The sequence below is a fragment of the Sulfurimonas sp. HSL-1656 genome, from assembly GCF_039645585.1.
GTDB lineage: Bacteria > Campylobacterota > Campylobacteria > Campylobacterales > Sulfurimonadaceae > Thiomicrolovo > Thiomicrolovo subterrani.
In genome coordinates this window covers 2343371-2364368 of record NZ_CP147915.1, presented here as the reverse complement: position 1 = coordinate 2364368, position 20998 = coordinate 2343371, and the positions used below count along the sequence as shown (strand labels likewise).

22 protein-coding genes are annotated in these 20998 nt (G+C 58.9%); 20 read left to right on the top strand and 2 right to left on the bottom strand.

What is annotated here, in order from left to right:
- Positions 1-5: 5 nt before the first annotated feature.
- The 6 genes from panD (at position 6) to nhaA (ending at position 6752) form a co-directional block, all read left to right on the top strand.
- Positions 6-371 carry an aspartate 1-decarboxylase gene (panD, locus tag WCX49_RS12180; protein WP_345985351.1) on the top strand — a complete coding sequence of 122 codons (366 nt, stop codon included), beginning with the start codon at positions 6-8 and terminating at the stop codon, positions 369-371.
- A complete protein-coding gene (locus WCX49_RS12175; RefSeq protein ID WP_345985350.1) occupies positions 371-685 on the top strand; it encodes a YbaB/EbfC family nucleoid-associated protein in 315 nt (104 codons plus the stop codon). The genes panD and WCX49_RS12175 overlap by 1 nt, the downstream gene beginning before the upstream one ends.
- Positions 686-751: 66 nt before the next feature.
- A complete protein-coding gene (locus WCX49_RS12170; protein WP_345985349.1) occupies positions 752-1597 on the top strand; it encodes a polyprenyl synthetase family protein in 846 nt (281 codons plus the stop codon).
- 17 nt (positions 1598-1614) lie between these two features.
- Positions 1615-3537, top strand: a complete 1923-nt coding sequence (gene tkt / locus WCX49_RS12165) for a transketolase (RefSeq protein ID WP_345985348.1) — start codon at positions 1615-1617, stop codon at positions 3535-3537.
- Positions 3538-3619: 82 nt separating this feature from the next.
- On the top strand, positions 3620-5572 hold the full coding sequence (locus WCX49_RS12160) for a sensor histidine kinase (protein ID WP_345985347.1): 1953 nt from the start codon (positions 3620-3622) through the stop codon (positions 5570-5572).
- Complete coding sequence (gene nhaA, locus WCX49_RS12155; protein ID WP_345985346.1) at positions 5562-6752, top strand: Na+/H+ antiporter NhaA; 1191 nt, start codon at positions 5562-5564, stop codon at positions 6750-6752. The genes WCX49_RS12160 and nhaA overlap by 11 nt, the downstream gene beginning before the upstream one ends.
- Positions 6753-6756: 4 nt before the next feature.
- Here nhaA and glp read toward each other — a convergent pair whose 3' ends face one another.
- Complete coding sequence (glp, locus tag WCX49_RS12150) at positions 6757-7983, bottom strand: gephyrin-like molybdotransferase Glp (protein WP_345985345.1); 1227 nt, start codon at positions 7981-7983, stop codon at positions 6757-6759.
- A 53-nt stretch (positions 7984-8036) separates the two neighbouring features.
- Here glp and WCX49_RS12145 point away from each other — a divergent pair, with 53 nt between their 5' ends.
- From WCX49_RS12145 to WCX49_RS12105, 9 genes are all read left to right on the top strand, one after another.
- The gene (locus WCX49_RS12145) at positions 8037-8447 is read left to right on the top strand and encodes a hypothetical protein (protein WP_345985344.1); all 411 of its coding nucleotides are present in this window, start codon (positions 8037-8039) and stop codon (positions 8445-8447) included.
- Complete coding sequence (locus WCX49_RS12140; RefSeq protein ID WP_345985343.1) at positions 8444-9115, top strand: 16S rRNA (uracil(1498)-N(3))-methyltransferase; 672 nt, start codon at positions 8444-8446, stop codon at positions 9113-9115. Before WCX49_RS12145 ends, WCX49_RS12140 begins: the two co-directional genes overlap by 4 nt.
- Before the next feature lie 121 nt (positions 9116-9236).
- Positions 9237-9437 carry a 50S ribosomal protein L31 gene (rpmE, locus tag WCX49_RS12135; RefSeq protein WP_231019284.1) on the top strand — a complete coding sequence of 67 codons (201 nt, stop codon included), beginning with the start codon at positions 9237-9239 and terminating at the stop codon, positions 9435-9437.
- A 141-nt stretch (positions 9438-9578) separates the two neighbouring features.
- On the top strand, positions 9579-10397 hold the full coding sequence (gene rsmI, locus WCX49_RS12130; RefSeq protein WP_345985342.1) for a 16S rRNA (cytidine(1402)-2'-O)-methyltransferase: 819 nt from the start codon (positions 9579-9581) through the stop codon (positions 10395-10397).
- 74 nt (positions 10398-10471) lie between these two features.
- A complete protein-coding gene (locus WCX49_RS12125) occupies positions 10472-11155 on the top strand; it encodes an RNA methyltransferase (protein WP_345985341.1) in 684 nt (227 codons plus the stop codon).
- Complete coding sequence (locus tag WCX49_RS12120; protein ID WP_345985340.1) at positions 11152-12033, top strand: hypothetical protein; 882 nt, start codon at positions 11152-11154, stop codon at positions 12031-12033. The genes WCX49_RS12125 and WCX49_RS12120 overlap by 4 nt, the downstream gene beginning before the upstream one ends.
- Positions 12027-12839 carry a hypothetical protein gene (locus tag WCX49_RS12115; RefSeq protein ID WP_345985339.1) on the top strand — a complete coding sequence of 271 codons (813 nt, stop codon included), beginning with the start codon at positions 12027-12029 and terminating at the stop codon, positions 12837-12839. Before WCX49_RS12120 ends, WCX49_RS12115 begins: the two co-directional genes overlap by 7 nt.
- Before the next feature lie 21 nt (positions 12840-12860).
- Positions 12861-14084: an LL-diaminopimelate aminotransferase gene (locus WCX49_RS12110; protein WP_345985338.1), complete on the top strand. Its 1224-nt coding sequence runs from the start codon at positions 12861-12863 to the stop codon at positions 14082-14084.
- On the top strand, positions 14077-15339 hold the full coding sequence (locus WCX49_RS12105) for a homoserine dehydrogenase (RefSeq protein ID WP_345985337.1): 1263 nt from the start codon (positions 14077-14079) through the stop codon (positions 15337-15339). Before WCX49_RS12110 ends, WCX49_RS12105 begins: the two co-directional genes overlap by 8 nt.
- 62 nt (positions 15340-15401) lie before the next feature.
- Here the strand turns inward: WCX49_RS12105 and WCX49_RS12100 are convergent, their stop codons facing one another.
- Positions 15402-16115, bottom strand: a complete 714-nt coding sequence (locus WCX49_RS12100; RefSeq protein WP_345985336.1) for a hypothetical protein — start codon at positions 16113-16115, stop codon at positions 15402-15404.
- Between the two features lie 158 nt (positions 16116-16273).
- On the opposite strand from WCX49_RS12100, the gene WCX49_RS12095 reads away from it, so the two are divergent.
- From WCX49_RS12095 to dapB, 5 genes are all read left to right on the top strand, one after another.
- Positions 16274-18346 carry a molybdopterin-dependent oxidoreductase gene (locus WCX49_RS12095; protein WP_345985335.1) on the top strand — a complete coding sequence of 691 codons (2073 nt, stop codon included), beginning with the start codon at positions 16274-16276 and terminating at the stop codon, positions 18344-18346.
- Entirely contained in the window at positions 18343-18672 is a 330-nt protein-coding gene (locus WCX49_RS12090; protein WP_345985334.1) for a YraN family protein, read from the top strand. Before WCX49_RS12095 ends, WCX49_RS12090 begins: the two co-directional genes overlap by 4 nt.
- A gap of 157 nt (positions 18673-18829) precedes the next feature.
- Positions 18830-19147: a thioredoxin gene (gene trxA, locus WCX49_RS12085; protein WP_345985333.1), complete on the top strand. Its 318-nt coding sequence runs from the start codon at positions 18830-18832 to the stop codon at positions 19145-19147.
- A gap of 126 nt (positions 19148-19273) precedes the next feature.
- On the top strand, positions 19274-20218 hold the full coding sequence (locus tag WCX49_RS12080; RefSeq protein ID WP_345985332.1) for an FAD-dependent oxidoreductase: 945 nt from the start codon (positions 19274-19276) through the stop codon (positions 20216-20218).
- A 9-nt stretch (positions 20219-20227) separates the two neighbouring features.
- Entirely contained in the window at positions 20228-20995 is a 768-nt protein-coding gene (gene dapB / locus WCX49_RS12075; protein ID WP_345986814.1) for a 4-hydroxy-tetrahydrodipicolinate reductase, read from the top strand.
- Positions 20996-20998 lie beyond the last annotated feature (3 nt).

The following is a 20998-nucleotide window of genomic DNA, read 5'->3' as shown; positions in this document are numbered from 1 at the left end:
CATACATGACGATCGAAATGCTTTACAGCAAAATTCACCGTGCCACCGTCACGGATGCGAACCTCAACTACGTCGGTTCCATCACGATTGACGAGGAGCTGCTCGAAGCCTCCCGCATGCGGGTAGGCCAGAAAGTGGAGATCCTCAATATCAACAACGGCGAGCGCTTCTCAACCTACATCATCCTTGGTGAACGCGGCAAACGCGACATCTGCCTCAACGGGGCGGCGGCGCGCAAGGTGCACAAAGGGGACAAGGTAATCATCGTCGCTTATGCGACCTTTGACGAGAGTGAGTTGGATACCTACAAGCCGACCGTCGTCCTTGTCGACGACGACAACGGCATCACGGATGTACTGCACGAGATCTGATGTTTGACAAAATGAATCTGGGCGACATGGGCAAAATGCTCGAGCAGATGCAGGCGAAGGCCACCGAAATGGAAGCGGAACTCGCCGAACGCACCTTTACCGTCAAAACGGGCGGGGGCATGGTACGGCTCGAGATGAACGGCAGGGGCGAAGCCATCGATCTCGAGATCGACGACTCGCTGCTCGAGGACAAAGCCTCGCTCCAGATCCTGCTGATCGCGGCCATCAACGACGCGGTCAAGATGGTCGAAGACAACAAAAAACACTCCGCAATGGGGATGCTCGGCGGCATGAACCCCTTCGCCGGCAACTGATCCCGCATAACCTCCCTTTGTACAAATTCATGTTACCATTTCACCATTAAACCGCACGGAAGAAGCATGGAAGAGTTTGAACGCTTTTTACAGGACAATCTGCCCCGTGCGGAGAGTTTTCACCCCCACTACGATACGGCCCTCTCACTGATGCTGACCGCCGGCGGGAAACGTTTCCGACCGGCCCTGCTGCTGGGGGTGGTGCGCGCGTTCAACCCGCTGCTTGTCGATGCGGCCAACCACGCGGCGCTGGCCATCGAGATGCTGCACACCTATTCGCTGATCCATGACGACCTGCCGGCGATGGACGATGCGGATCTGCGCCGCGGTTTCCCGACGCTGCATACCCGCTATGACGAGGTGACGGCGATCCTCGTCGGCGATGCCCTCAACACCCATGCCTTCGAAGTCCTCTCCGAGGCACCGTTTTCGGACCGGACGCGGGTGCGGCTCATCAACCTGCTCGCCAAAAACGGCGGCAGCGACGGGATGGTACTGGGACAGGCGATCGACTGTACGTTCGAGCAGACGAAGCTCGCCCTCGACGAGGTGAAGTTCCTGCATACGAACAAGACGGCGAAGTTGATCGCGTGCGCGCTGCAGATGGGGGCGGTCATTGCCGGCCAGAAGACCCTGGAGCAGCCGCTGTACGACTTCGGGATCGACCTGGGGCTGCTCTTCCAGATCCAGGATGATATCCTCGACGTGACCCAGACGAGCGAAGAGGCGGGCAAGACGACGAACAACGACGAGGCGAAGAACAGCTTCGTCACCCTCCTGGGACTCGACGGTGCCGTGGCGGAGGCCGACAAACTGGCCGCGGAACTCGAAACGCAGCTTGAAAGTTTCGATGAGCGTTTGTACAAAGAACTCTCACCGATGCTTTTAAGCTATATCAATCGACACAAATGAATTCAACAAGGATGACAATGAGCGACAATACGATGCGCGCCAAAATGGCGAATACGATCCGCTTCCTTGCGGCCGACATGGTCCAGAAGGCGAACTCCGGCCACCCGGGTGCCCCGATGGGCCTGGCGGATATCGCCGTCGTGCTCTCCGAGCACCTCAACCACAACCCCAAGAACCCCAAGTGGCTCAACCGCGACCGCCTCGTCTTCTCCGGCGGCCATGCGACCGGCCTGATCTATTCGCTCTACTACCTCTGGGGTTACGGCCTCGAGATCGAGGACCTCAAGCAGTTCCGCCAGCTCGATTCCAAGACGCCGGGCCACCCGGAATACGGCCACACGGAGGGGATCGAGATCACGACCGGTCCGCTGGGCCAGGGTGTCGCCAATGCCGTCGGTTTTGCGATGGCCTCCAAGTACGTCGGTGCGCAGGTGAACTCCGAGACGGCCAAAGTGATCGACCATCACGTCTACTGCCTCTGCGGCGACGGCGACCTGGAAGAGGGGATCAGTTACGAGGCGTGTTCCATCGCCGGCCACAACCAACTGGACAACCTGATCCTCATCTATGACTCCAACCGCATCACGATCGAGGGTTCGACGGATCTGAGCCTCAGCGAAAACGTCGCGCAGCGCTTCGAATCGCAGGGGTGGGACGTTCTTGAAGTGGACGGACACGACTACGACGCGATCGACGCCGTCATCACCGAAGCGAAGACGCGCATGAAACCGGTACTCATCATCGCCGATACGACGATCGCTAAGGGCGCGTGCGAGATGGAAGGCTCCCACCACTCCCACGGTGCACCGCTGGGTGAGGAGATCATCTGTGAGGCGAAGACGAACTGCGGTTTCAACCCGAACGAGGCGTTCCAGGTCGACGAAGACGTCCTGGCCCGTTTCCGCTGCGCCGTTGAAGCGGGCGACCTGGCTGAGCGTGAATGGAAACACCGCCTTGCCACCCTCCCGCTGGTTGAGCAGAACGAAGCGCTGAGTGCCCTGACCACCCCGGATTTCTCCCGCATCCAGTGGCCGGTCTTCGACAAGGCCGATGCGACGCGCAACACGAACGGGAAGATCCTCAATGCCGTTGCCAAGGCGATCCCGGGCTTCCTCGGCGGTTCGGCGGACCTCGGCCCGTCCAACAAGACGGAGCTCAAGGACCTCGGTGAGTTCCCGCGCGGCAAGAACATCCACTTCGGTATCCGCGAACACGCGATGGGGGCGATCACGAACGCCATGGCGCTTTACGGTCCGCTGATGCCGTTCAGCGCAACTTTCTTCGTCTTCAGCGACTACATGAAGCCGGCGGCGCGTATCGCGGCGCTGAGCGGTATCCAGCACTTCTTCATCTGGACGCACGACAGCATCGGCGTCGGGGAAGACGGCCCGACGCACCAGCCGATCGAGCACCTGGGTCAGTTCCGCGCCCTGCCGAACTTCTACGTCTGGCGCCCGGCGGACGGCAACGAGAACATCGAAGCCTGGAAGTGGGCCCTGGCCAAGACCGACGCCCCGTCGGCGTTCGTCTGCTCACGCCAGAACCTTCCGCTGCTCGACGCCCCGGCCAAGGGAAGCGCGGCACAGGGCGGCTACCTGCTGAGCGAAGAAGCGGATGCGGCGATGACGCTGATGGCCTCGGGCTCGGAAGTCGGCCTGGCCGTCGAGGTCAAGGCGAAGCTTGCAGACAAAGGGATCAAGGCGAACGTTGTCAGCGTGCCGTGTTTCGACCTTTTCCTCGAGCAGGACGCCTCCTACATCGCCGAAATCGTCAAGCCGGGTACGAAGACCGTGGCCATCGAAGCGGCCCGCGGGATGGAGTGGTACCGTTTTGCTGAGACGGTCATCGGCATGGACACCTTCGGTGCCAGCGCACCGGCCGGCGAACTCTTCACGAAATTCGGCTTTACGGCCGACGCGATTACCGCACAGCTCTCCTGATCTCCGGCGCCTCCGGCGCCTTTACCCCCCTTTTCAACATTTCACCCTATAATAGTCCCCAATGTTACGCGGGAAGGGATGTATGATCCGTACAATTATCATCGTATTGCTTCTGTCACTGCATGCGGTTGCCGGCACGGTCATGCTGGACCCCTCGGATCGCGGCGCGATCAACATTGTCCCTCACAGTGCCTATCTGATGGAAGACAAAGCGCCTTTGACACCGGGAACGATCCCGGAATGGATGCCACGTTTCAGGGCGGCGGAAGCGACCATCTACAACTTCGGGTTCGTCGACAAACCCATCTGGATACGGTTTGAACTCTCCCGTCCCGCGGGCGACAGGACGGAGTGGATTCTGAGCATCGGGAACTCGCACATCGACGAATACAGCCTCTACCGTCTGGAGGGAGAAGGCTTGAGGCTGCTGAGCCGCGACGGCGATACCGTGAACGCCCCGCGTATCTATGCAAGCCGCATGTTCTGGGAGAAGCTGCCGCCCGCGGAGGGAACCGCCACCTACCTTCTCCAGGTCAAAACGCAGGGGGCGCTGCAGATCCCTTTGACGGTCGAACGGCTCTCCGAGGCGTATCGGGAAGAGTCTTTTTCAAACCTTCTTCTTGGCCTCTTCTACGGGGTTATGCTGCTGCTGCTTGTCTACAACATGGTGCTTTATATCTTCGTCCGGGAGATCCACTACTTCAACTATCTCGCCTTCCTGGCAAGTTATATGCTCTTCCAGCTCAATTTCGACGGACTGGGGCCCGAGTGGCTCTGGCCGGGGAACGTCTGGATGGCCAACAGCGGCCTGGCCTTTTTCATCTTCTTCTCGGCCATGTTCGGGTTTCGCTTCGCACGCTACTTCCTGATGCTCAAACGCCATGCCCCGCAGGCGGAACGCGTCATCGCCTTTGCGGAGTTCATCTCCTTTCTCGGGGTGCTTTCGGTACTGCTGCTTGATTACCATACGGCGATTACGGCGGCGGCCGTCTGGAGTGCGATCATCCCGTGGGTATTGATCTACGCCGGGATCAAGGTGCTGCCCAACTACCATGCGGCCCGTTATTACCTGGCAGGCTGGATCGTTTTCCTGCTGGCGACGATCCTCGTGGCGCTGAACCAGCTCGGGGTGGTACCGACGCATCCGGTGATGCTCTATACACAGCAGGCCGGTTCACTTATCCAGATGATTCTGCTCTCTTTCGCCCTCGCAGACCGGATCAACATGATGAAACATGAACATATGGCGAAACTGCGGGAGTTCAACGATGAGCTCCAGGTGAAGATCGCCCTCAAGGTCGACGAGCTTCGCGAGAAGGACCGCATCATGATCCTGCAGTCGCGCCAGGCGGCGATGGGGGAGATGATCGAGAATATCGCCCACCAGTGGCGGCAGCCCCTGAACCAGCTCTCCCTGATCCAGAGCAACATCTTCTTTGAGTACCAGCTGGGGAACCTCAGTGAGGCGAAGATGCAGACCTACCAGGAGCAGTCCGAGACATTGATGGAGTATATGACGCACACCATTGACGATTTCCGGACCTTTTTCATGCCGGACCGGGAGCGCGAGGAGTTCTGTATCTGCGGTGCTATCGAAAAGGTGCTGGAGCTCTTCCGGCCGACACTGAACCGGTACAATATCGGGATCGATCTCAAGTGCGAGGGACGGCCGGTGACACTGGGGCATGAGAACGAGTTTTCCCAGGTGATGCTCAACCTGCTGAACAACGCCAAGGATGCGATGCTCGACCACGGGACCAAAAAGCCGCAGGTCACGATCCGCGTGCAGACGGCCAGGGAGATGATCATGGTGGCCGTCTGCGATAACGGCGGCGGGGTCGCCGATGACATCATCGACCGGGTGTTCGACCCCTATTTCACGACGAAGTTCAAGTCGCAGGGTACGGGAATAGGCCTCTATATGGTCAAAACGATTATGGAGAAGAGCATGAACGGCAGCGTCAGCGTCCACAACCGCGGGGCGGGTGCCTGTTTCATGCTGGATCTGCCGCGAAAGGACAGTGATGCGACATGAGACCCTGCTACAGTTTTTAAAGCGCGAATCCGCGATCGGCGTTTTGCTGATCGTCTCGACGGTGATGGCCATCGCGATGGCCAACTCGCCGCTGCACAGCTTTTACAGCTATTTTCTCAACATTCCCGTCGTCATCAGTTTCGATGAATTTGTCATTGCCAAGCCGCTGCTGCTCTGGATCAACGACGGGTTGATGGCCGTTTTCTTCTTCATGGTGGGGCTGGAGATCAAGCGCGAAGTGCTGGAGGGCAGCCTCCAGGAGCGCTCCAAAGTCGCCCTCCCGGCTTTTGCCGCCCTAGGGGGGATGCTGGTACCCGCATTGATCTACTGGGGGCTCAATACCGGTGACGAGGCGGCGATGAAAGGGTGGGCGATCCCGATGGCGACGGATATCGCCTTCGCGCTGGGGATCCTCTCGCTGCTCGGCAACCGTGTCCCGACGGCGCTGAAAGTTTTTTTGCTGGCGCTGGCGATTATCGATGACCTCGGTGCCATCATCGTCATCGCGCTCTTTTACGGCCACGGGCTCTCCTTCGCCGCACTCGGCACGGCGATGACGATGGCGCTGATCCTGCTCTTTATGAACCTGCGGGGCGTCACGAACAATACGTTTTATATCCTGATCGGGCTGGTCATGTGGGCCGCTGTACTGAAATCGGGGGTCCATGCGACGATCGCCGGGGTCGTACTGGGACTGCTGATCCCCCTGCGGGGCAACCGGGAGAGTTTCCATAACCTTGAACACTCCCTGCATGCCCCGGTCAACTACATCATTCTGCCGCTCTTTGCTTTCGTCAACACGGGGGTCAGTTTCGGCAGCGTTTCGGCGAGCGACTTTGCGCACTCCGTGACGATGGGGATCGCGGCCGGGCTCTTTTTCGGTAAAAGCATCGGAATCTTTCTCTTCAGCCGTCTTGCCGTCATCCTGCGGCTGGGAAAACTGCCCGAAGGGGTGACGAACGCGCAGCTGTTCGGGGTTGCCATCCTCGGCGGGATCGGGTTTACGATGAGTCTCTTTATCGGCTCTCTGGCCTTTGAATGTAGTGAAGGGGTCTGTTTCTCGCTGGTGGACGAGCGGATCGGGATTTTGATGGGGTCGCTGTTGTCGGGTATCGTGGGGGCGCTCTACCTGTCGGCGGTGCTGAAGCGGACGAAGCCGGAGGCGACCCCGGACAGCTGAGGCATCACCCCTCTGTCGTGCTGACGAGGGAGACGGGGGTACCGCTGCGCCAGACGAAACGGGTCGGGATGAAGCGCACCTCGTCATTTTCCCCGAGCGTATGGCATGCCTCATCGAGCATGATGAAACCGTTCGAAAGGGCCAGCGGCGTGATCATGCCCGGGGCAAATTTCTCGCAGACGCTGAAGTGGGTGCCGTCGTAATAGCCCGGCAGCAGCGTCCGCCGGCCGGGACGGACGCTGCAGGCCTGTTTCATCTTTGCCCCGATACTGTTGTGATACGGGGCATTGGTTCCGCTCAGGCAGGCGATAAGGGCCTGCCCGAAGAGTTCGAAACAGAGGGCGGCGGCCATGGGGTTCCCGGGCAGGTTGAGCACGAGCGTGTCGCCGATGGTACCGACCGTCGTCGGTTTCCCCGGCTTGAGGTCGACCTTTTCAAACAGCGGGGCAAAGCTGAAGTGGGCGAAGGCCTCTTTCGTATAGTCCGCATCGCCGACACTGACCCCGCCGCTGGTGATGATGAGGTCGCTCTGCAGGGCGCTGTCGATATGTTCGAGCAGGGCGTCGAGGGTATCAGCGGCCGTCCCGACGAAGTGGACGTCGCAGTCAAGCTCTGTCGCGCGGGCCGCAAAGGTCGGGGAGTTGGTGTTGTAGAGCTGGTAGGGCGCCACCTGTTCGTGATGCATTTTCAGTTCGCTCCCCGAGGCGAAAATGGCAACCCTCGGGCGGTGGTAGACGCAGACATGGGTGATCCCCTGGGAAGCGAGGAGGGTGATGTGGTAGGCCGAAAGGGTCTCCCCCAGGGTCAGCAGCGTGTCGTCGGTCTGGATGTCTTCGCCGCAGAGCCGGATGTGCTGGCCTGCCCTGAGGGTGGCGGGCAGGGTGACATGCGCGCCGTCGACAGTGACCTCCTCGATGGGGACGATACACTCCGTGCCTTCGGGGATCCGCGCCCCGGTCATGATCCGGGCGGCCTGGCCCTGGACGATACGGATCTGTTCGCGGTCCCCCGCAAAGATCGTATGCTCGGCGGGAACGCGTTTGCCTGCGTCGGCGCAGATGACGGCGTACCCGTCCATCGCGGAGTTGTCGAAGGGGGGAAGGTTGTAGCGGGCGGTGACGTCCTGGGCCAGTACCCGGCCGATGGCATGTTCAATGGGGACGAATTCGCGGCGCAGTTTCGGACGGTGGGCGTGGATGCGGGCGAGGGCTTCTTCGACGGAAACGGGCATAGAGAGACTCTTTTTTGGTTCGATTATAGATAAAGTGGGGTAAAATCCGGATTATGGATACTATGTACAGCATGAGCCTGCAGCTGCATTTCGGTTTTGTTCTGGTGTGGCTCGGGATTATCGTCTTTAACGGTGCCATGCTCCAGTTCGCGGTCCAGGCCCCCGATTATGTGCGGCGTGCGCGGATCGCCATGCCTTTTTCGGTGATGGCGATCGCGGCAATGGCCTTTACCGGGACCGTGATGATGGCGGCAAAGCACCTCGAGTTTACCCTTGAGAACATTGCGATGATCCTTTTGACCGTCGTGCTGATCGTGCTGGAGTCGCGCCGCTACAAGACGGTACGCCGTCTGCGGACGAAACTGCCCGAAGCCCTTGGGCTCTACCGCCCCTACGCACTGAAACTGTTAGGCGCGGAGTTTGTCCTGACGATGCTGATGACGGTCTGGATGTCCCTGCTGTGAGATTTCTCTTTCACGACGAAGCAGGTGCGCCGGGGGTCACTCTCAAAGGGGAGGCCTACAAGTACATCGTGAAAGTAAGGCGCCACGGTGTCGGCGACAGCGTGGCCCTGCGTCACCCGGACAAGAGCGAAATGCTCTATACCTACCGCCTCGTGCAGAATGACGGACGGCGCGCGGAACTGACCCTGGTGTCGGAAGAGCCCCTCCGTATCGGGGCAGCCCGGCCGCTGCATATCGGATGGTGCATCATCGACCCAAAGTCCGTTGAAAAAGTGCTGCCGCAGCTCAACGAGATGGGGATCTCCGGGATCACTTTCATTGCCTGTGACCGCAGCCAGCGTCAGTTCAAACCCGACTTCGAGCGTTACAAGCGCATTCTCGAAGCCTCCATGCAGCAGTGCGGCCGCAGCGAATGGATGGAGCTGGAGACAGCGGATTCGCTCGAAGCGTTCATGGCGGCGAACCCGCAGACCGTGGTGCTTGATTTCACCGAAGAGACGCTGCGTGACACCACCGGAATAGCGACAGTGCTGATCGGCTGCGAAGGGGGCTTCAGCGAAGCGGAGCGCACCCTGCTGGCCGGTTGCCGTACGGTGCGTTTCGAGACGCCGCTGATCCTCCGTTCGGAGAGCGCCGCCGTCGCGGCAGCGGCCAAGATCCTGCTCTAAACCGGAGCAAACTTGATCGATGACCGAGATTCCGCTATAATTGCGGTCTTAAAATCCGCACCCGTACGGATTTAAAAAATATACCGATATACGTACACTGCGTGTATCAAAAGGCTTAACGATGAAAAAAGGTATTCACCCGGAATACATGGCTTGTACAGTTACTTGTGCCTGCGGCAACACTTTTGAGACAAAGAGCACGAAGGATGCGATGCGTATCGACATCTGCAACGAGTGCCACCCGTTCTTCACCGGTTCTGAGCGCCAGGTAGACACTGCCGGACGTATCGAGAAGTTCAAGCAGCGCTACAACATGAAATAAGCCGTTGCAGGCGCCAACGCCCTGCAACGACATTAACTCCGGGGTCACCTCAGCGGTGGACCCGGTCCCCCGAGGAGATTTCCTTCGGGCGCGCCTTGGGCGCTTTTCCCTCTTTTTGCTCACCTGATAAAGGTTCTGAATATGCTGACGCTTGTCCCCACCCCGATTGGAAATATTGCCGACATTTCGCTGCGTGCCATGGACGCACTGGTCAATGCGGACGTGCTGCTCTGTGAAGACACCCGCGTGACGAAGAAACTGCTGCACCTGCTCAAAGAGCGCTACGGCAAGGAAACCGCCAAAGAACAGTCGTTCATTTCCGTCCACTCCCACAGCGAGCACCGTTTTCTTGAGAAGACCGATCCGTCGTTTTTTGAACAGAACGTTGTCTATGCCAGCGACGCGGGGATGCCGGGGGTAAGCGACCCGGGGCAGATGCTCGTGCGCTACTGCATCGATCACGGCATCGACTACGATGTACTTCCGGGGGCGAATGCCGTCCTGACGGCCTTTGCCGCCAGCGGATTTGTCGAAACGCAGCTGCTCTTTTTCGGGTTCCTTCCCCATAAAGGCAGTGACCGTTCCGGGGCGCTCGGCGGCGCGCTTTACAGCGGCTATACGACCGTACTGTATGAATCCCCGCATCGCCTCGAGAAACTCCTGGGAGAAATTGCCGAAGCGGAACCTGCACGCCGCCTCTTTGCGGCTAAAGAACTGACGAAAATGCACCAGCGCTACCTGCACGGCACGGCCGCCGAAGTGCTCGAAGCGCTCGGAGGCAATTACAAAGGCGAGTGGGTCGTTGTCATCGAGGCGGGGGAGCTGCGTGATGCGACCTTCTCCGAAAAGGAGATCCTTGCCCTTGACCTTCCGAAGAAGGCCGCGGCGAAGCTGATCGCAAAACTGACGGGAGAAACACCGAAAAGCTGTTATCAACGGTTATTGGAAACCGACAAATAACACAGAGCCGATTGAAGCGCTTTCCTGCATACATTTCAATCGTTATCTAACAGAAAATTGGTTACAATCAGAGCATGTTGATATATGGAAAACAACCGGTCTATTATCTGATCTCCCGGCATCCCGAAAAGATCGAGACGCTGTACCTCGCCAAAGAGCTGGAGGCGAAAGAGTATAACCGGCTGATGCGCATGGGGTTTGAGGTCAAACGCATTCCTCAGGAGGCGGCGCAGAAGATGAGCCGCAGCGGCAACCATCAGGGTTTTCTGGCAGAAACGGCGGCACTCGAGCCGACATCGCTGCATTCGCTTGCCGAGAAAGATTTCGTTGTCGTACTGTGCGGCATTACGGATGTCGGTAATATCGGTGCCATTGTCCGCAGCGCCTATGCGCTGGGCGCGGACGGCATCATCGCGACCGGGATCAAATCCCTCGCACTTGAACCGGTCGTGCGCAGTTCGACGGGGGCGCTTTATGACCTCCCTTTCAATGTGACGACGAACCTTTACGACGTCCTCACCGAGCTTAAAAACCGGGGCCACCGGCTCTATGGGGCTGTCATGGAAGGGGAAGATGTCCGCACCCTTGCATTCGAGGGCAAACGGGCACTGCTGCTCGGCAACGAGGGGGAAGGGATCCCGGCCCGGGCCGTCCGCCGTCTTGATCAGGGGGTGCGTATCGCGATGGCGCATGGGTTCGACTCACTCAATGTCAGCGCTGCGGGCGCAATTTTAATGGAGAGGATGCGCACGGTATGAGCACGGTATCGGTGATTGAAACGCTCAAGCAGATCGGTGTCCCCGATCTCAGTATGCGGACCCATATTTCGCCAGACAATATGCATAGACTGCTGGAGGGGGATTTTGATGCCTTCTCGGCCATCCAGTTCAACGGGTTCGTCACGATCATCGAACGGGAGTTTGACGTCGATCTGACCGAATGGCGACAGCAGTTCGCCGCCTCCGGCCCGGCACCGCAGGAGCCTCTGGCCGCATCCGACGAGGACCCTTTTGCCAACGCGGCAAAATCCAGGCGCCGTCAGCGGCTGACGGTGGCGGTGCTCGTTGCAGCACTGCTGGTCGTGATCGTCGTGACCTACCTCGTTCTCGGCGCCGGCGGGAAAACGGAAAAATTCGAAGTGAACAATACGGCGATTGACCAGGCCCGTGCCACCATGGCGGCGATGAACACGACGGAGGCCCCGAGTACCCGCGACGAGGCCGATGCCATCCAGGAGGCGCACCAGGCCGAAGCCGGTGTGCTGCTTGCGGCGGATCCGAACGCGACCGTGACGGAAGCCAACGGGACGGATGACGCTGCGGCTGTCGCCGTTCCGGTTGAAAGCAGTGCGTTCGAGGATGTGATCCTGCGGCCGGCGTCCACCTCCATCTGGGTCGGCGTTATCGATGCCAAGACGCATAAACGCAGCGTCTATACGACGGAAGAACCGGTCCGCCTCGACGGAACGAAAGCGTGGCTGATCGTGACGGGGCACGGCTACTTCTCCCTTGACTGCGGCGGGGAAGAGCAGAAGTTCGAACAGAGCGAGCGGGTCCTGCTGACGTACGAAGGCGGGGTATGCCGCACGCTTGACGAGACGGAATTCAGAGCGCGCAACAAGGGACGGGTGTGGTAAAAAAGATCGTTATACTGCTCGCTGTCGCGCTGTCGGCGTGGGGGCAGTCGCCGCTGTTTGACAAGGTGCGTGCACTGATCGGGGAGCAGGCTTACAGCCGCAACGAGGCCTTTGTCAAGATCATCTTCGCCGACCGGAGCCGCTATGTCAAAGGGGAACGGATCGACGTGGTCAGCGTGGTGGAGACCCTCAAGGAAAACGGCCTGCTGTCGCTCTTCTACAAGCGTCCGAAAACACTGGAGCTCACCTTTGAGACCAACGGGAGCCCTCAGTTTTTCATGATGCTGATGAACGAGACCCTGCGGGGGATGGGATACACCCACTATCTGACGGATTCGGCGATGCTGACGAACGCCGGGTACAGCTGGCGGATCAAGATGCAGTCCGAGTATGCGACGGACCCGACCGCCCTGCAGCAGGCGCTTTCGCGCCGGGGCTGCGGTATCCTCGATATCGAGCGCAGCAGCGATACGCAGTGGCGCTATTTTGTCGACATGAGCGGTGCACATCTGGAGCTCGCCCCGCTGGAAGTGGGAAAGAAGATCCGGATGAAAAGGCTCGTCTATCCGCGCTGGCTGGATGTTTCCAAAGCGGGAAGTCTGACCCTTTGGAGCCTGTCAGGAAATAACTGGTATCCTTACATCGCATTTTACGACGACGATTTGCGCCTGCTCAAGCTCTACAAAAGGGACAAGCGAACCCGGCAGATCACCATCAATCTTCCCAGCGGCTGCGCCTATGTGAAGATTGCGGACCTCTACAGCCGCAAAAACATGAATGCGGGCCTGAGTGTGAAAGCGCAATAGTCGCATCTAGGATAAAAAACAATGTTTGACGAAATCCAGTTTGACCGCATTCGCCGTCTCCCTAAATATGTTTTTGCAGAAGTGAACGACCTGAAAATGGCGGAGCGCCGTGCCGGTGCAGATGTTATCGATTTCAGTATGGGTAACCCCGACGGCGACACTCCGGCGCATATCCGCGACAAGATGATCGAGTCGGTGATGAAAACGAAGACCCAGGGCTATTCGCAGTCCAAGGGGATCTACAAGCTCCGCCTGGCCATCTGCGACTGGTACAAGCGCCGTTACGATGTCGACCTCGATCCTGACACCGAAGCCGTCGCCACGATGGGCTCCAAAGAGGGGTACGCCCACCTCGCCTATGCGATCACCAACCCCGGCGACGTTGCCGTCGTCCCGGACCCGACCTATCCGATCCACTCCTACGCGTTCATCCTCGCCGGGGGCAGTGTCCAGAAGATGCCGCTGATCTTTGATGAAGATTACAACGTCGACGAAGACGCGTTCTTCGAGCACCTGGAGACGGCCTTCAAGGACGCTTTCCCGAAGCCGAAATACGTGGTTGTCAACTTCCCGCACAACCCCTCGACGGCAACGGTGACACCGGCGTTCTACGAACGTATCGTCGCGATGGCGAAGCGGGAGCGTTTCTACGTCATCTCCGACATCGCTTACGGTGACATCACTTTCGACGGCTATCAGACGCCCTCCATCATGAGCGTCGAAGGGGCCAAGGACGTCGCCGTCGAATCGTTCACGCTCTCAAAGAGCTACAACATGGCCGGATGGCGCGTCGGTTTCTTTGTCGGGAACAAGAAGCTCATCGGCGCACTGCAGAAGATCAAAAGCTGGCTGGATTACGGGATGTTCACCCCGATCCAGGTCGCCGCGACCGTGGCGCTCAACGGCGATCAGAGCTGCGTGGACGAGATCGTCCGCAAGTACGATGTGCGCCAGGACGTCCTGATCGACGCCTTTACCCGCGCCGGCTGGCCGATCCGCCGCAACCGCGCCTCCATGTTCGTCTGGGCGAAGATCCCCGACTGCGCGGCGCACCTGGGCTCGCTCGAATTTGCCAAGCGTCTCCTGGTCGAGGCACAGGTCGCGGTCGCCCCGGGCATCGGCTTCGGCGAATACGGCGAAGGGTATGTCCGTATCGCCCTGATCGAGAACGACAAGCGTATCCGCCAGGCGGCGAAGAACATCAAGCAGTTCCTGAAGCAGTTCGAGGAAAACGCCGATGCTTAAAGTCGGTGTCATCGGTGTCGGAACCGTCGGTACGGCCGTGGTGCAGATCCTTGAAGACAACAAGGAGATGATCACGGCGCGGGCCGGGACGGAAGTCGTCGTCAAGACCGGTGTCGTCCGGACGCTGAACAAAGAGCGGGGGATCGACATCGCCCTCACCAGCGACCCGTACGAGGTCGTAAACGACCCGGAGATCGACATCGTCGTCGAACTGATGGGTGGGGTCGAAGGCCCCTTCGACATCGTCAAGAAGGCGCTGGAGAACGGCAAGGCGGTCGTTACGGCGAACAAAGCGCTGCTGGCGTACCACCGCTATGAGCTCCAGGAGCTCGCCGGGGACCTGGCATTCGAGTACGAAGCGAGCGTCGCCGGGGGAATCCCCATCATCAACGCGCTGCGCGACGGCCTCTCCGCCAACCACATCGAGAGCATCAAGGGGATCATGAACGGTACCTGTAACTACATGCTCACGAAGATGACGGATGAGGGCGTCGCCTTCGACGCGATCCTGAAGGAGTCCCAGGAACTCGGCTATGCCGAGGCGGACCCGACCTTCGATATCGGGGGCTTCGACGCGGCGCACAAGCTGCTGATCCTTGCCTCCATCGCGTACGGGATCGACGTCAAACCCGAAGATATCCTGATCGAGGGGATCGAGTCCGTCACCCAGGATGACATCGCGTTTGCGAAGGAGTTCGGTTACGCGGTCAAACTGCTGGGCATCGCCAAGCGCGACGGCGACGCGGTCGAACTGCGGGTGCATGCGGCCCTGATCAGCAAGGAACAGATGATCGCGAAGATCGACGGCGTCATGAACGGCGTCAGCGTCATCGGCGACCGTGTCGGCGAGACCCTCTACTACGGACCGGGAGCAGGCGGTGATGCGACGGCGAGCGCGGTAGTCGCGAATATCATCGACATTGCACGGGCCGGCGGAAAACGTTCGCCGATGCTCGGCTACAACACGCCGCTGGAACACGGGCTGAAACTGCGTTCGAGCGATGAGATCGTCACCAAGTACTACCTGCGCATCCGTGTCGAGGACCGCCCGGGGGTATTGGCGAAGATTACCCAGCTTTTCGGCGAATACGAGATCTCGATCGAGACGATGCTGCAGCGTCCCGCTTCGGGCGGGTTCGCAAACCTGCTCTTCTCGACACACAACGCGGTAGAGGGGAATATGAAAGAGGTGCTGTCTCAGATCGAAGCCCTCTCCTTCGTCGCATCCAAACCGGTGATGATCCGGATCGTCTGATCCAGAGCCGGTATCCGCCCACCGCTTCAACCCGAAGCGGTTTTCTCCACCTTTTTTGAGCTTTACGACTCTTTGAGCAGCATCAGCCCGCGTACAAACAGGAAAATTACGAAGGCAACTGCACCGACGGGCGGCAGCACGAAGGTCAGCAGGGTGAGCAGGCCGACATAGAGCTTTTTGCCGCCTGTCATCAGGTGACTGCCGTAGCCGACGCCGGCCGTGACGGCAAGCCAGCCGAGGAAGAGGATGAGGGTAGTGCTCTGTTCCAGCAGGGGCAGGAGCCGTTCAAAAAGCTGGATCAGCAGGTAGATAACGGGAAGGCTCAGCCAGGCGATGGCGAAGAGCGGGATAAGCGTGCGCGTAAACGAACGGGTACGCGCCCAGAGCGCCGCGACGAAGAGCAGCGCGCCGGCGGTGTGTGCTGCCAAGAGCATCCAGACGGTATTGATATGGGACGCCCGGTCGGCCTCGGTCAGGGAGTGATGCAGCTTCAGGCTCTTGTAGTGGGCGAATTCGGCACCGAAGGCGTAGAGGACACCGCTGAGAGCGACCAGGGCGACCAGGGCGATGCCCTGGAAGAGCGTTGCTTGAGAGCTTGACTGCCGTGCGACAAAAAGCATGGCATACCCTATTCCCAGCAGCGAAATGGCGAGAAGCGGCAGTGCGCCGTAGCGTATGAGGGGAAGATGTACGACGGCGAGACTGGCAATGCCGACGGCGTAAGCGAAGGCCCCCATCTCCAGAAGTTTGTGACGTTCCTGCAGACTGTTATTCATCTAATGTATCTCTCTTTTTTGATTTATTATACTATGTTGAAACAATATGCCATATGAGGTCAGGCTACAGCGGATTAAGCGCCTAACCGATAGACTTTTTTAAAAATTTCAGGCACGCGCCGTTTGTCAGAATCGGCGTCTGCTTTCCAGGAATGAACATGGGCAATTCGGTCAAGGTGATCGACAGCGTCTGTACCTACTGCGGCGTCGGCTGCGATATCGAGGGACATGTCGAGAACAACCAGATCGTCAAGATCGGCGCATCGGCGGACGGCTACGTCTCGCAGGGCAAGCTCTGCATCAAGGGCAAATACGGGTATGACTTCGTCAGTGATGCCAACCGTCTCCGTACGCCGCGTATCCGTAAAAGTTTCCTGGCGAAGAACCCGGCCATCGCCGAGGCGTTCGGCGGGAAACTGCATGATTTTGATGAGACCTGGTTCGAGTGCGACGTCGACACGGCGGTGGGTGCCGCGGCGATGAAGCTGCGCGAGATCCAGTCAAAGCACGGCGAGAAGAGCTTCTGCGCGATCGGCGGGGCGCGCACCAGCTGCGAGAGTGCCTACCTCTTCCAGAAATTCACCCGCCACACGATGAACTCCCCGCATGTCGACAACTGTGCCCGCGTCTGCCACAGTCCCAGCCTCAAGGGGATGCGCACGACGATCGGCGAGGGGGCGGCGACGAACCCTTACAACGACATCTACGAGACGGAGTTCATGGTCGTCATCGGCTCGAATACGACCGAGGCGCACCCCATCGTCGCCAACCGCATCGTCGAAGCGGCGCAGAAACACCACAACCTCACCGTCATCGACGTGCGTGACATCAAGCTGATGAAGTTCGCCAAGCACAAGGCGATCATCCCGCACGAAGCGAACCTGCTCATTCTCAACATGATGGCCCGCGTCATCATCGAAGAGGAGCTGTACAATAAAGATTTTATCGCCGTGCGCACGAAGTGGTTCGAGGAGTACAGAGAGAAGATTCTGAACGACCCCTATACGGACCCGGAGTATTTCAAACAGGTCAGCGGTTTCGAGCACCTCGCCAAGCTGATCCCGAACATCGCCCGCGAGTACGCGGTGAAGAAGTCGATGATCTTCTGGGGGCTGGGGATCACCGAACACCTCGACGGCTCCTACGCGGTCATGGCGATCACCCACCTCGCCCTGCTGACGGGGAACATCGGCCAGACCGGTGCAGGTCTCATGCCGCTGCGCGGCCAGAACAACGTCCAGGGCGCCTGCGACATGGGGTGTCTGCCTTACTACGACCCAGATTACCAGAAGCCCAAGGAAGAGGGGCTGATGACGCCGCAGCTTGTTGACGCGATGCTTGAGGGCAAGATCAAGGCGGTGCTTAACATGGGCGAGGATATTACCCACATCCATCCCAACCTCAACAAGATCGACAAAGCATTCGAGCAGCTCGAGCTCCTGATGGTGCAGGAGATCATGATGAACGATGTCGCCAACCGCGCCGACATCGTCGTCGGGGTCAAATCTGCCTATGAAAAGACCGGGGTTTACGTCAACGCGATGCGCCGTCTGCACCTCTCGCAGCCGCTGGTACAGTCCGATCTCCCCGACGACTGGGAAGTGATCCAGATGCTGGATAACAAGATGGGCGGCAGCTACGACTACAAAGACAGTTCCGAGGTGTGGGACGAGGTGCGCGAAGTCGCCCACCGCCGTTTCAGCGGCGCCTCCTACATGCGGCTTGAGCGCCACCGCAAACGCGGTCTCCAGTGGCCGGTCTATACGGAAGACACCCCGGTGCTTCACCTGCTCGACTTCCGTACCCCCGATGGTCTGGGGCAGTTCCACTACCACCAGTACCAGCCCCGCGGGATGGTCCCCGAGCTGATCGCCAAAAAGCGGGTGGAAGACGGCTTCTATCTGACGACGGGCCGGACCCTGGCGCACTACAACAACGCTGCCCAGACGAAAGCCTCCGAGCGCCTGAACAAGCGGTATGACGAAGATATTCTGCTGGTGAGCGAAACGGACGCGGCGGCTTTCCCGACGGAGATGGCGGTCCTGCATACCGAATACGGCTCCTCGGCCCCGCTGCGGGTCAAGATCACCGACAAGGTACAGCCGGGCACACTCTTTGCAACGTTCCACCATGCGGGCTCCCGCATCAATGCGCTGTTCGGGGACAAACGCGACGAGCTGATCCTGACGGCGGCGTTCAAATCGATCAAGGTCCGGGCCGAAGCGGTATGAGCCGGGCTGCAGGGGACGTCGCCGAACAGCAGGCTGTCGATTTCCTGCGGGAACGCGGCTTCACGATCATCGACAGGAACGTCAGCAGCCGCTTCGGCGAGATCGACATCCTGGCGATGAAAGAGGGGGTGCTGCATATCGTCGAAGTCAAAAGCGCACCGACGTTCGAACAGGCTGCGAACAACGTTACACCGGCGAAAATCCGCAAGATTCTGATGACGGCGGAAAGCTATATGAAGAAGCATCACCTGGAACTTGACTACGTGCTTGATGCGGTGATTGTTTGCGGCGGGGAGTGTGAATTACTTGAAAATATCACCTTGTAGATATCTTTCAGAATGCACTTATTTTAAATAGGATAATATTTCTCCGATTTAAAAACATATCGGAGACAAAGCTTCATAATAAAAATTATCATGCGAAGTTTACTTTATAAATTTTGCAGGTATAATGAAGACACGATATTCATGAAAGGAATTCAAAATGGGAAAATATGTTGAACTGACGGCTGCGACTTTTGAGGAAACTGTAAAAGAGGGTGTTACACTGGTAGACTTCTGGGCACCGTGGTGTGGACCTTGTCGTATGATCGCTCCGGTCATCGAAGAGCTTGCTGAAGATTTCGAAGGCAAAGCAACTATCGCGAAAGTGAACACGGACGAAGAGCAGGACATCGCTGTTAAATTCGGTATCCGCTCTATCCCGACTGTCATGATCTTCAAGAACGGCGAAGTCGTTGATCAGATGATCGGTGCTGCTTCCAAGCAGGCGTTCGAAGAAAAAATCAACGCACACCTCTAATACTCTGCAGGCGCTCGCCTGCACCCCAACTTTAAACTTCTCACTGCTTCTGTGTCAAAGTCCATCTTTAGTATGTTAGCGATATTATTTCTCCATTAATTACCGTAAGGGAATAAAGGGTTTTCCATGCTCGATTGTGCCATTATCGGAGGCGGACCTGCCGGGTTGACAGCCGGACTCTACACCACGCGCGGCGGCCTGAAAAATGTCGTCATGTACGAACAGGGCATGCCCGGCGGCCAGATCACGGGCAGCAGCGAAATCGAAAACTACCCCGGTGTGACCGGCGAAATCTCCGGCATGGACCTGATGATGCCGTGGCCGGAGCAGTGCATGCGTTTCGGGCTCAAACACGAGATGGTCGCAGTCACCAACGTTTCACGCACGGAAGAGGGGATTTTCCGCATCACCCGCGAAGACGGTAAGGTCGACGAAGCGCTCAGCGTCATCGTCTGTACCGGTTCGACGCCCAAGCGCGCGGGCTTCAACGGCGAGAACGAGCTCTTCGGCCGCGGGGTGAGCAGCTGTGCCACCTGTGACGGTTTCTTCTACAAGGGCAAGGAAGTCGCCGTGATCGGCGGCGGGGATACGGCGCTCGAAGAGGCGCTCTACCTCTCCAAGATCTGTTCCAAGGTTTACCTGGTGCACCGCCGTGACCGGTTCCGTGCCGCCCCGAGCACGATCGAGCGGATCATGAACACGGAAAATATCGAACTGCTGCTTGACGCCGTGCCTGAAGAGGTCCACGGAGACGCAATGGGCGTGACCGGGCTTCGCGTTAGCTTCCGCGACGGCGTCAGCCGTGACCTGGAGATTCCCGGGGTCTTTGTTTTCGTCGGCCACAATGTCAACAATGCCGTACTGAAACAAGAAGACGGCAGCTGGCTCTGTGATGTCAACGAATGGGGACAGGTCATTGTAGACCTGAGTATGCGTACCAGCACCCCGGGGCTTTTTGCCGCGGGCGACCTGCGCATCGAAGCGCCGAAACAGGTGGTCTGCGCCGCAGGCGACGGTGCCACGGCGGCACTGCAGGTGATCACGTACGTTGATGAAAAACAAAACGGATAGAGGATGAGAATGGTAAATGTCGGAATATACGGGGCGACCGGCCGTGTGGGCAAACTGCTGATTGAGGATCTGGTGCCGGAGGAGACGCTGAAGCTCTCCGCGGTCTATGTCCGCAACAGTCTCGAGATTTCCCTGCCGGAGGGGACACTGGTGACCAATGACGTGGAGGCCTTTGTCGCAGCGTCTGACATCATTATCGACTTCTCACTCCCCGAAGCGGCGCAGCCGCTGCTTGAAACGCTGCTCCAGACCCCGAAACCGCTGGTCAGCGGGACGACGGGCCTCAATGTGCACCAGCTCAACCTGCTCAAAGAGCTCAGCGGCGTGGCGCCCGTCCTCTATGCGACGAACATGTCTCTGGGCGTGGCGCTGCTGAACAAGCTTGTCAACCTCGCCTCCAAGACCCTCGAAGGGTTCGACATCGAGATCGTCGAGATGCACCACCGCCACAAGAAAGATGCCCCGAGCGGCACGGCGCTGACCCTGGCCGAATCGGCGGCGGCGGGCCGTGAACTCGACCTCGACAAGGTCCGCGTCAGCGGCCGCAACGGCAATATCGGCGAACGCACTGCCGACGAGATCGCCGTGATGGCGCTGCGCGGCGGCGACATTGTCGGCCGCCACACCGTCGGTTTCTACAACGACGGGGAGTTTATCGAACTGAACCACACTGCCACCAGCCGCAACACCTTCTCCAAGGGTGCCATCCGTGCGGCCAAGTGGCTGCATACCCAACCCAGCGGCCTCTATTCCATCGCCGACTGCCTCGGGCTGTAAGAA

Excerpts from the sequence above, each read along its gene's own strand:
- panD (WP_345985351.1), top strand. The coding sequence starts at position 6 with ATGACGATCGAAATGCTTTACAGCAAAATTCACCGTGCCACCGTCACG.
- WCX49_RS12175 (WP_345985350.1), top strand. The coding sequence starts at position 371 with ATGTTTGACAAAATGAATCTGGGCGACATGGGCAAAATGCTCGAGCAG.
- WCX49_RS12170 (WP_345985349.1), top strand. The coding sequence starts at position 752 with ATGGAAGAGTTTGAACGCTTTTTACAGGACAATCTGCCCCGTGCGGAG.
- tkt (WP_345985348.1), top strand. The coding sequence starts at position 1,615 with ATGAGCGACAATACGATGCGCGCCAAAATGGCGAATACGATCCGCTTC.
- WCX49_RS12160 (WP_345985347.1), top strand. The coding sequence starts at position 3,620 with ATGATCCGTACAATTATCATCGTATTGCTTCTGTCACTGCATGCGGTT.
- nhaA (WP_345985346.1), top strand. The coding sequence starts at position 5,562 with ATGCGACATGAGACCCTGCTACAGTTTTTAAAGCGCGAATCCGCGATC.
- glp (WP_345985345.1), bottom strand. The coding sequence starts at position 7,983 with ATGCCCGTTTCCGTCGAAGAAGCCCTCGCCCGCATCCACGCCCACCGT.
- WCX49_RS12145 (WP_345985344.1), top strand. The coding sequence starts at position 8,037 with ATGGATACTATGTACAGCATGAGCCTGCAGCTGCATTTCGGTTTTGTT.
- rpmE (WP_231019284.1), top strand. The coding sequence starts at position 9,237 with ATGAAAAAAGGTATTCACCCGGAATACATGGCTTGTACAGTTACTTGT.
- rsmI (WP_345985342.1), top strand. The coding sequence starts at position 9,579 with ATGCTGACGCTTGTCCCCACCCCGATTGGAAATATTGCCGACATTTCG.
- WCX49_RS12125 (WP_345985341.1), top strand. The coding sequence starts at position 10,472 with ATGTTGATATATGGAAAACAACCGGTCTATTATCTGATCTCCCGGCAT.
- WCX49_RS12120 (WP_345985340.1), top strand. The coding sequence starts at position 11,152 with ATGAGCACGGTATCGGTGATTGAAACGCTCAAGCAGATCGGTGTCCCC.
- WCX49_RS12110 (WP_345985338.1), top strand. The coding sequence starts at position 12,861 with ATGTTTGACGAAATCCAGTTTGACCGCATTCGCCGTCTCCCTAAATAT.
- WCX49_RS12105 (WP_345985337.1), top strand. The coding sequence starts at position 14,077 with ATGCTTAAAGTCGGTGTCATCGGTGTCGGAACCGTCGGTACGGCCGTG.
- WCX49_RS12100 (WP_345985336.1), bottom strand. The coding sequence starts at position 16,115 with ATGAATAACAGTCTGCAGGAACGTCACAAACTTCTGGAGATGGGGGCC.
- WCX49_RS12095 (WP_345985335.1), top strand. The coding sequence starts at position 16,274 with ATGGGCAATTCGGTCAAGGTGATCGACAGCGTCTGTACCTACTGCGGC.
- WCX49_RS12090 (WP_345985334.1), top strand. The coding sequence starts at position 18,343 with ATGAGCCGGGCTGCAGGGGACGTCGCCGAACAGCAGGCTGTCGATTTC.
- trxA (WP_345985333.1), top strand. The coding sequence starts at position 18,830 with ATGGGAAAATATGTTGAACTGACGGCTGCGACTTTTGAGGAAACTGTA.
- WCX49_RS12080 (WP_345985332.1), top strand. The coding sequence starts at position 19,274 with ATGCTCGATTGTGCCATTATCGGAGGCGGACCTGCCGGGTTGACAGCC.
- dapB (WP_345986814.1), top strand. The coding sequence starts at position 20,228 with ATGGTAAATGTCGGAATATACGGGGCGACCGGCCGTGTGGGCAAACTG.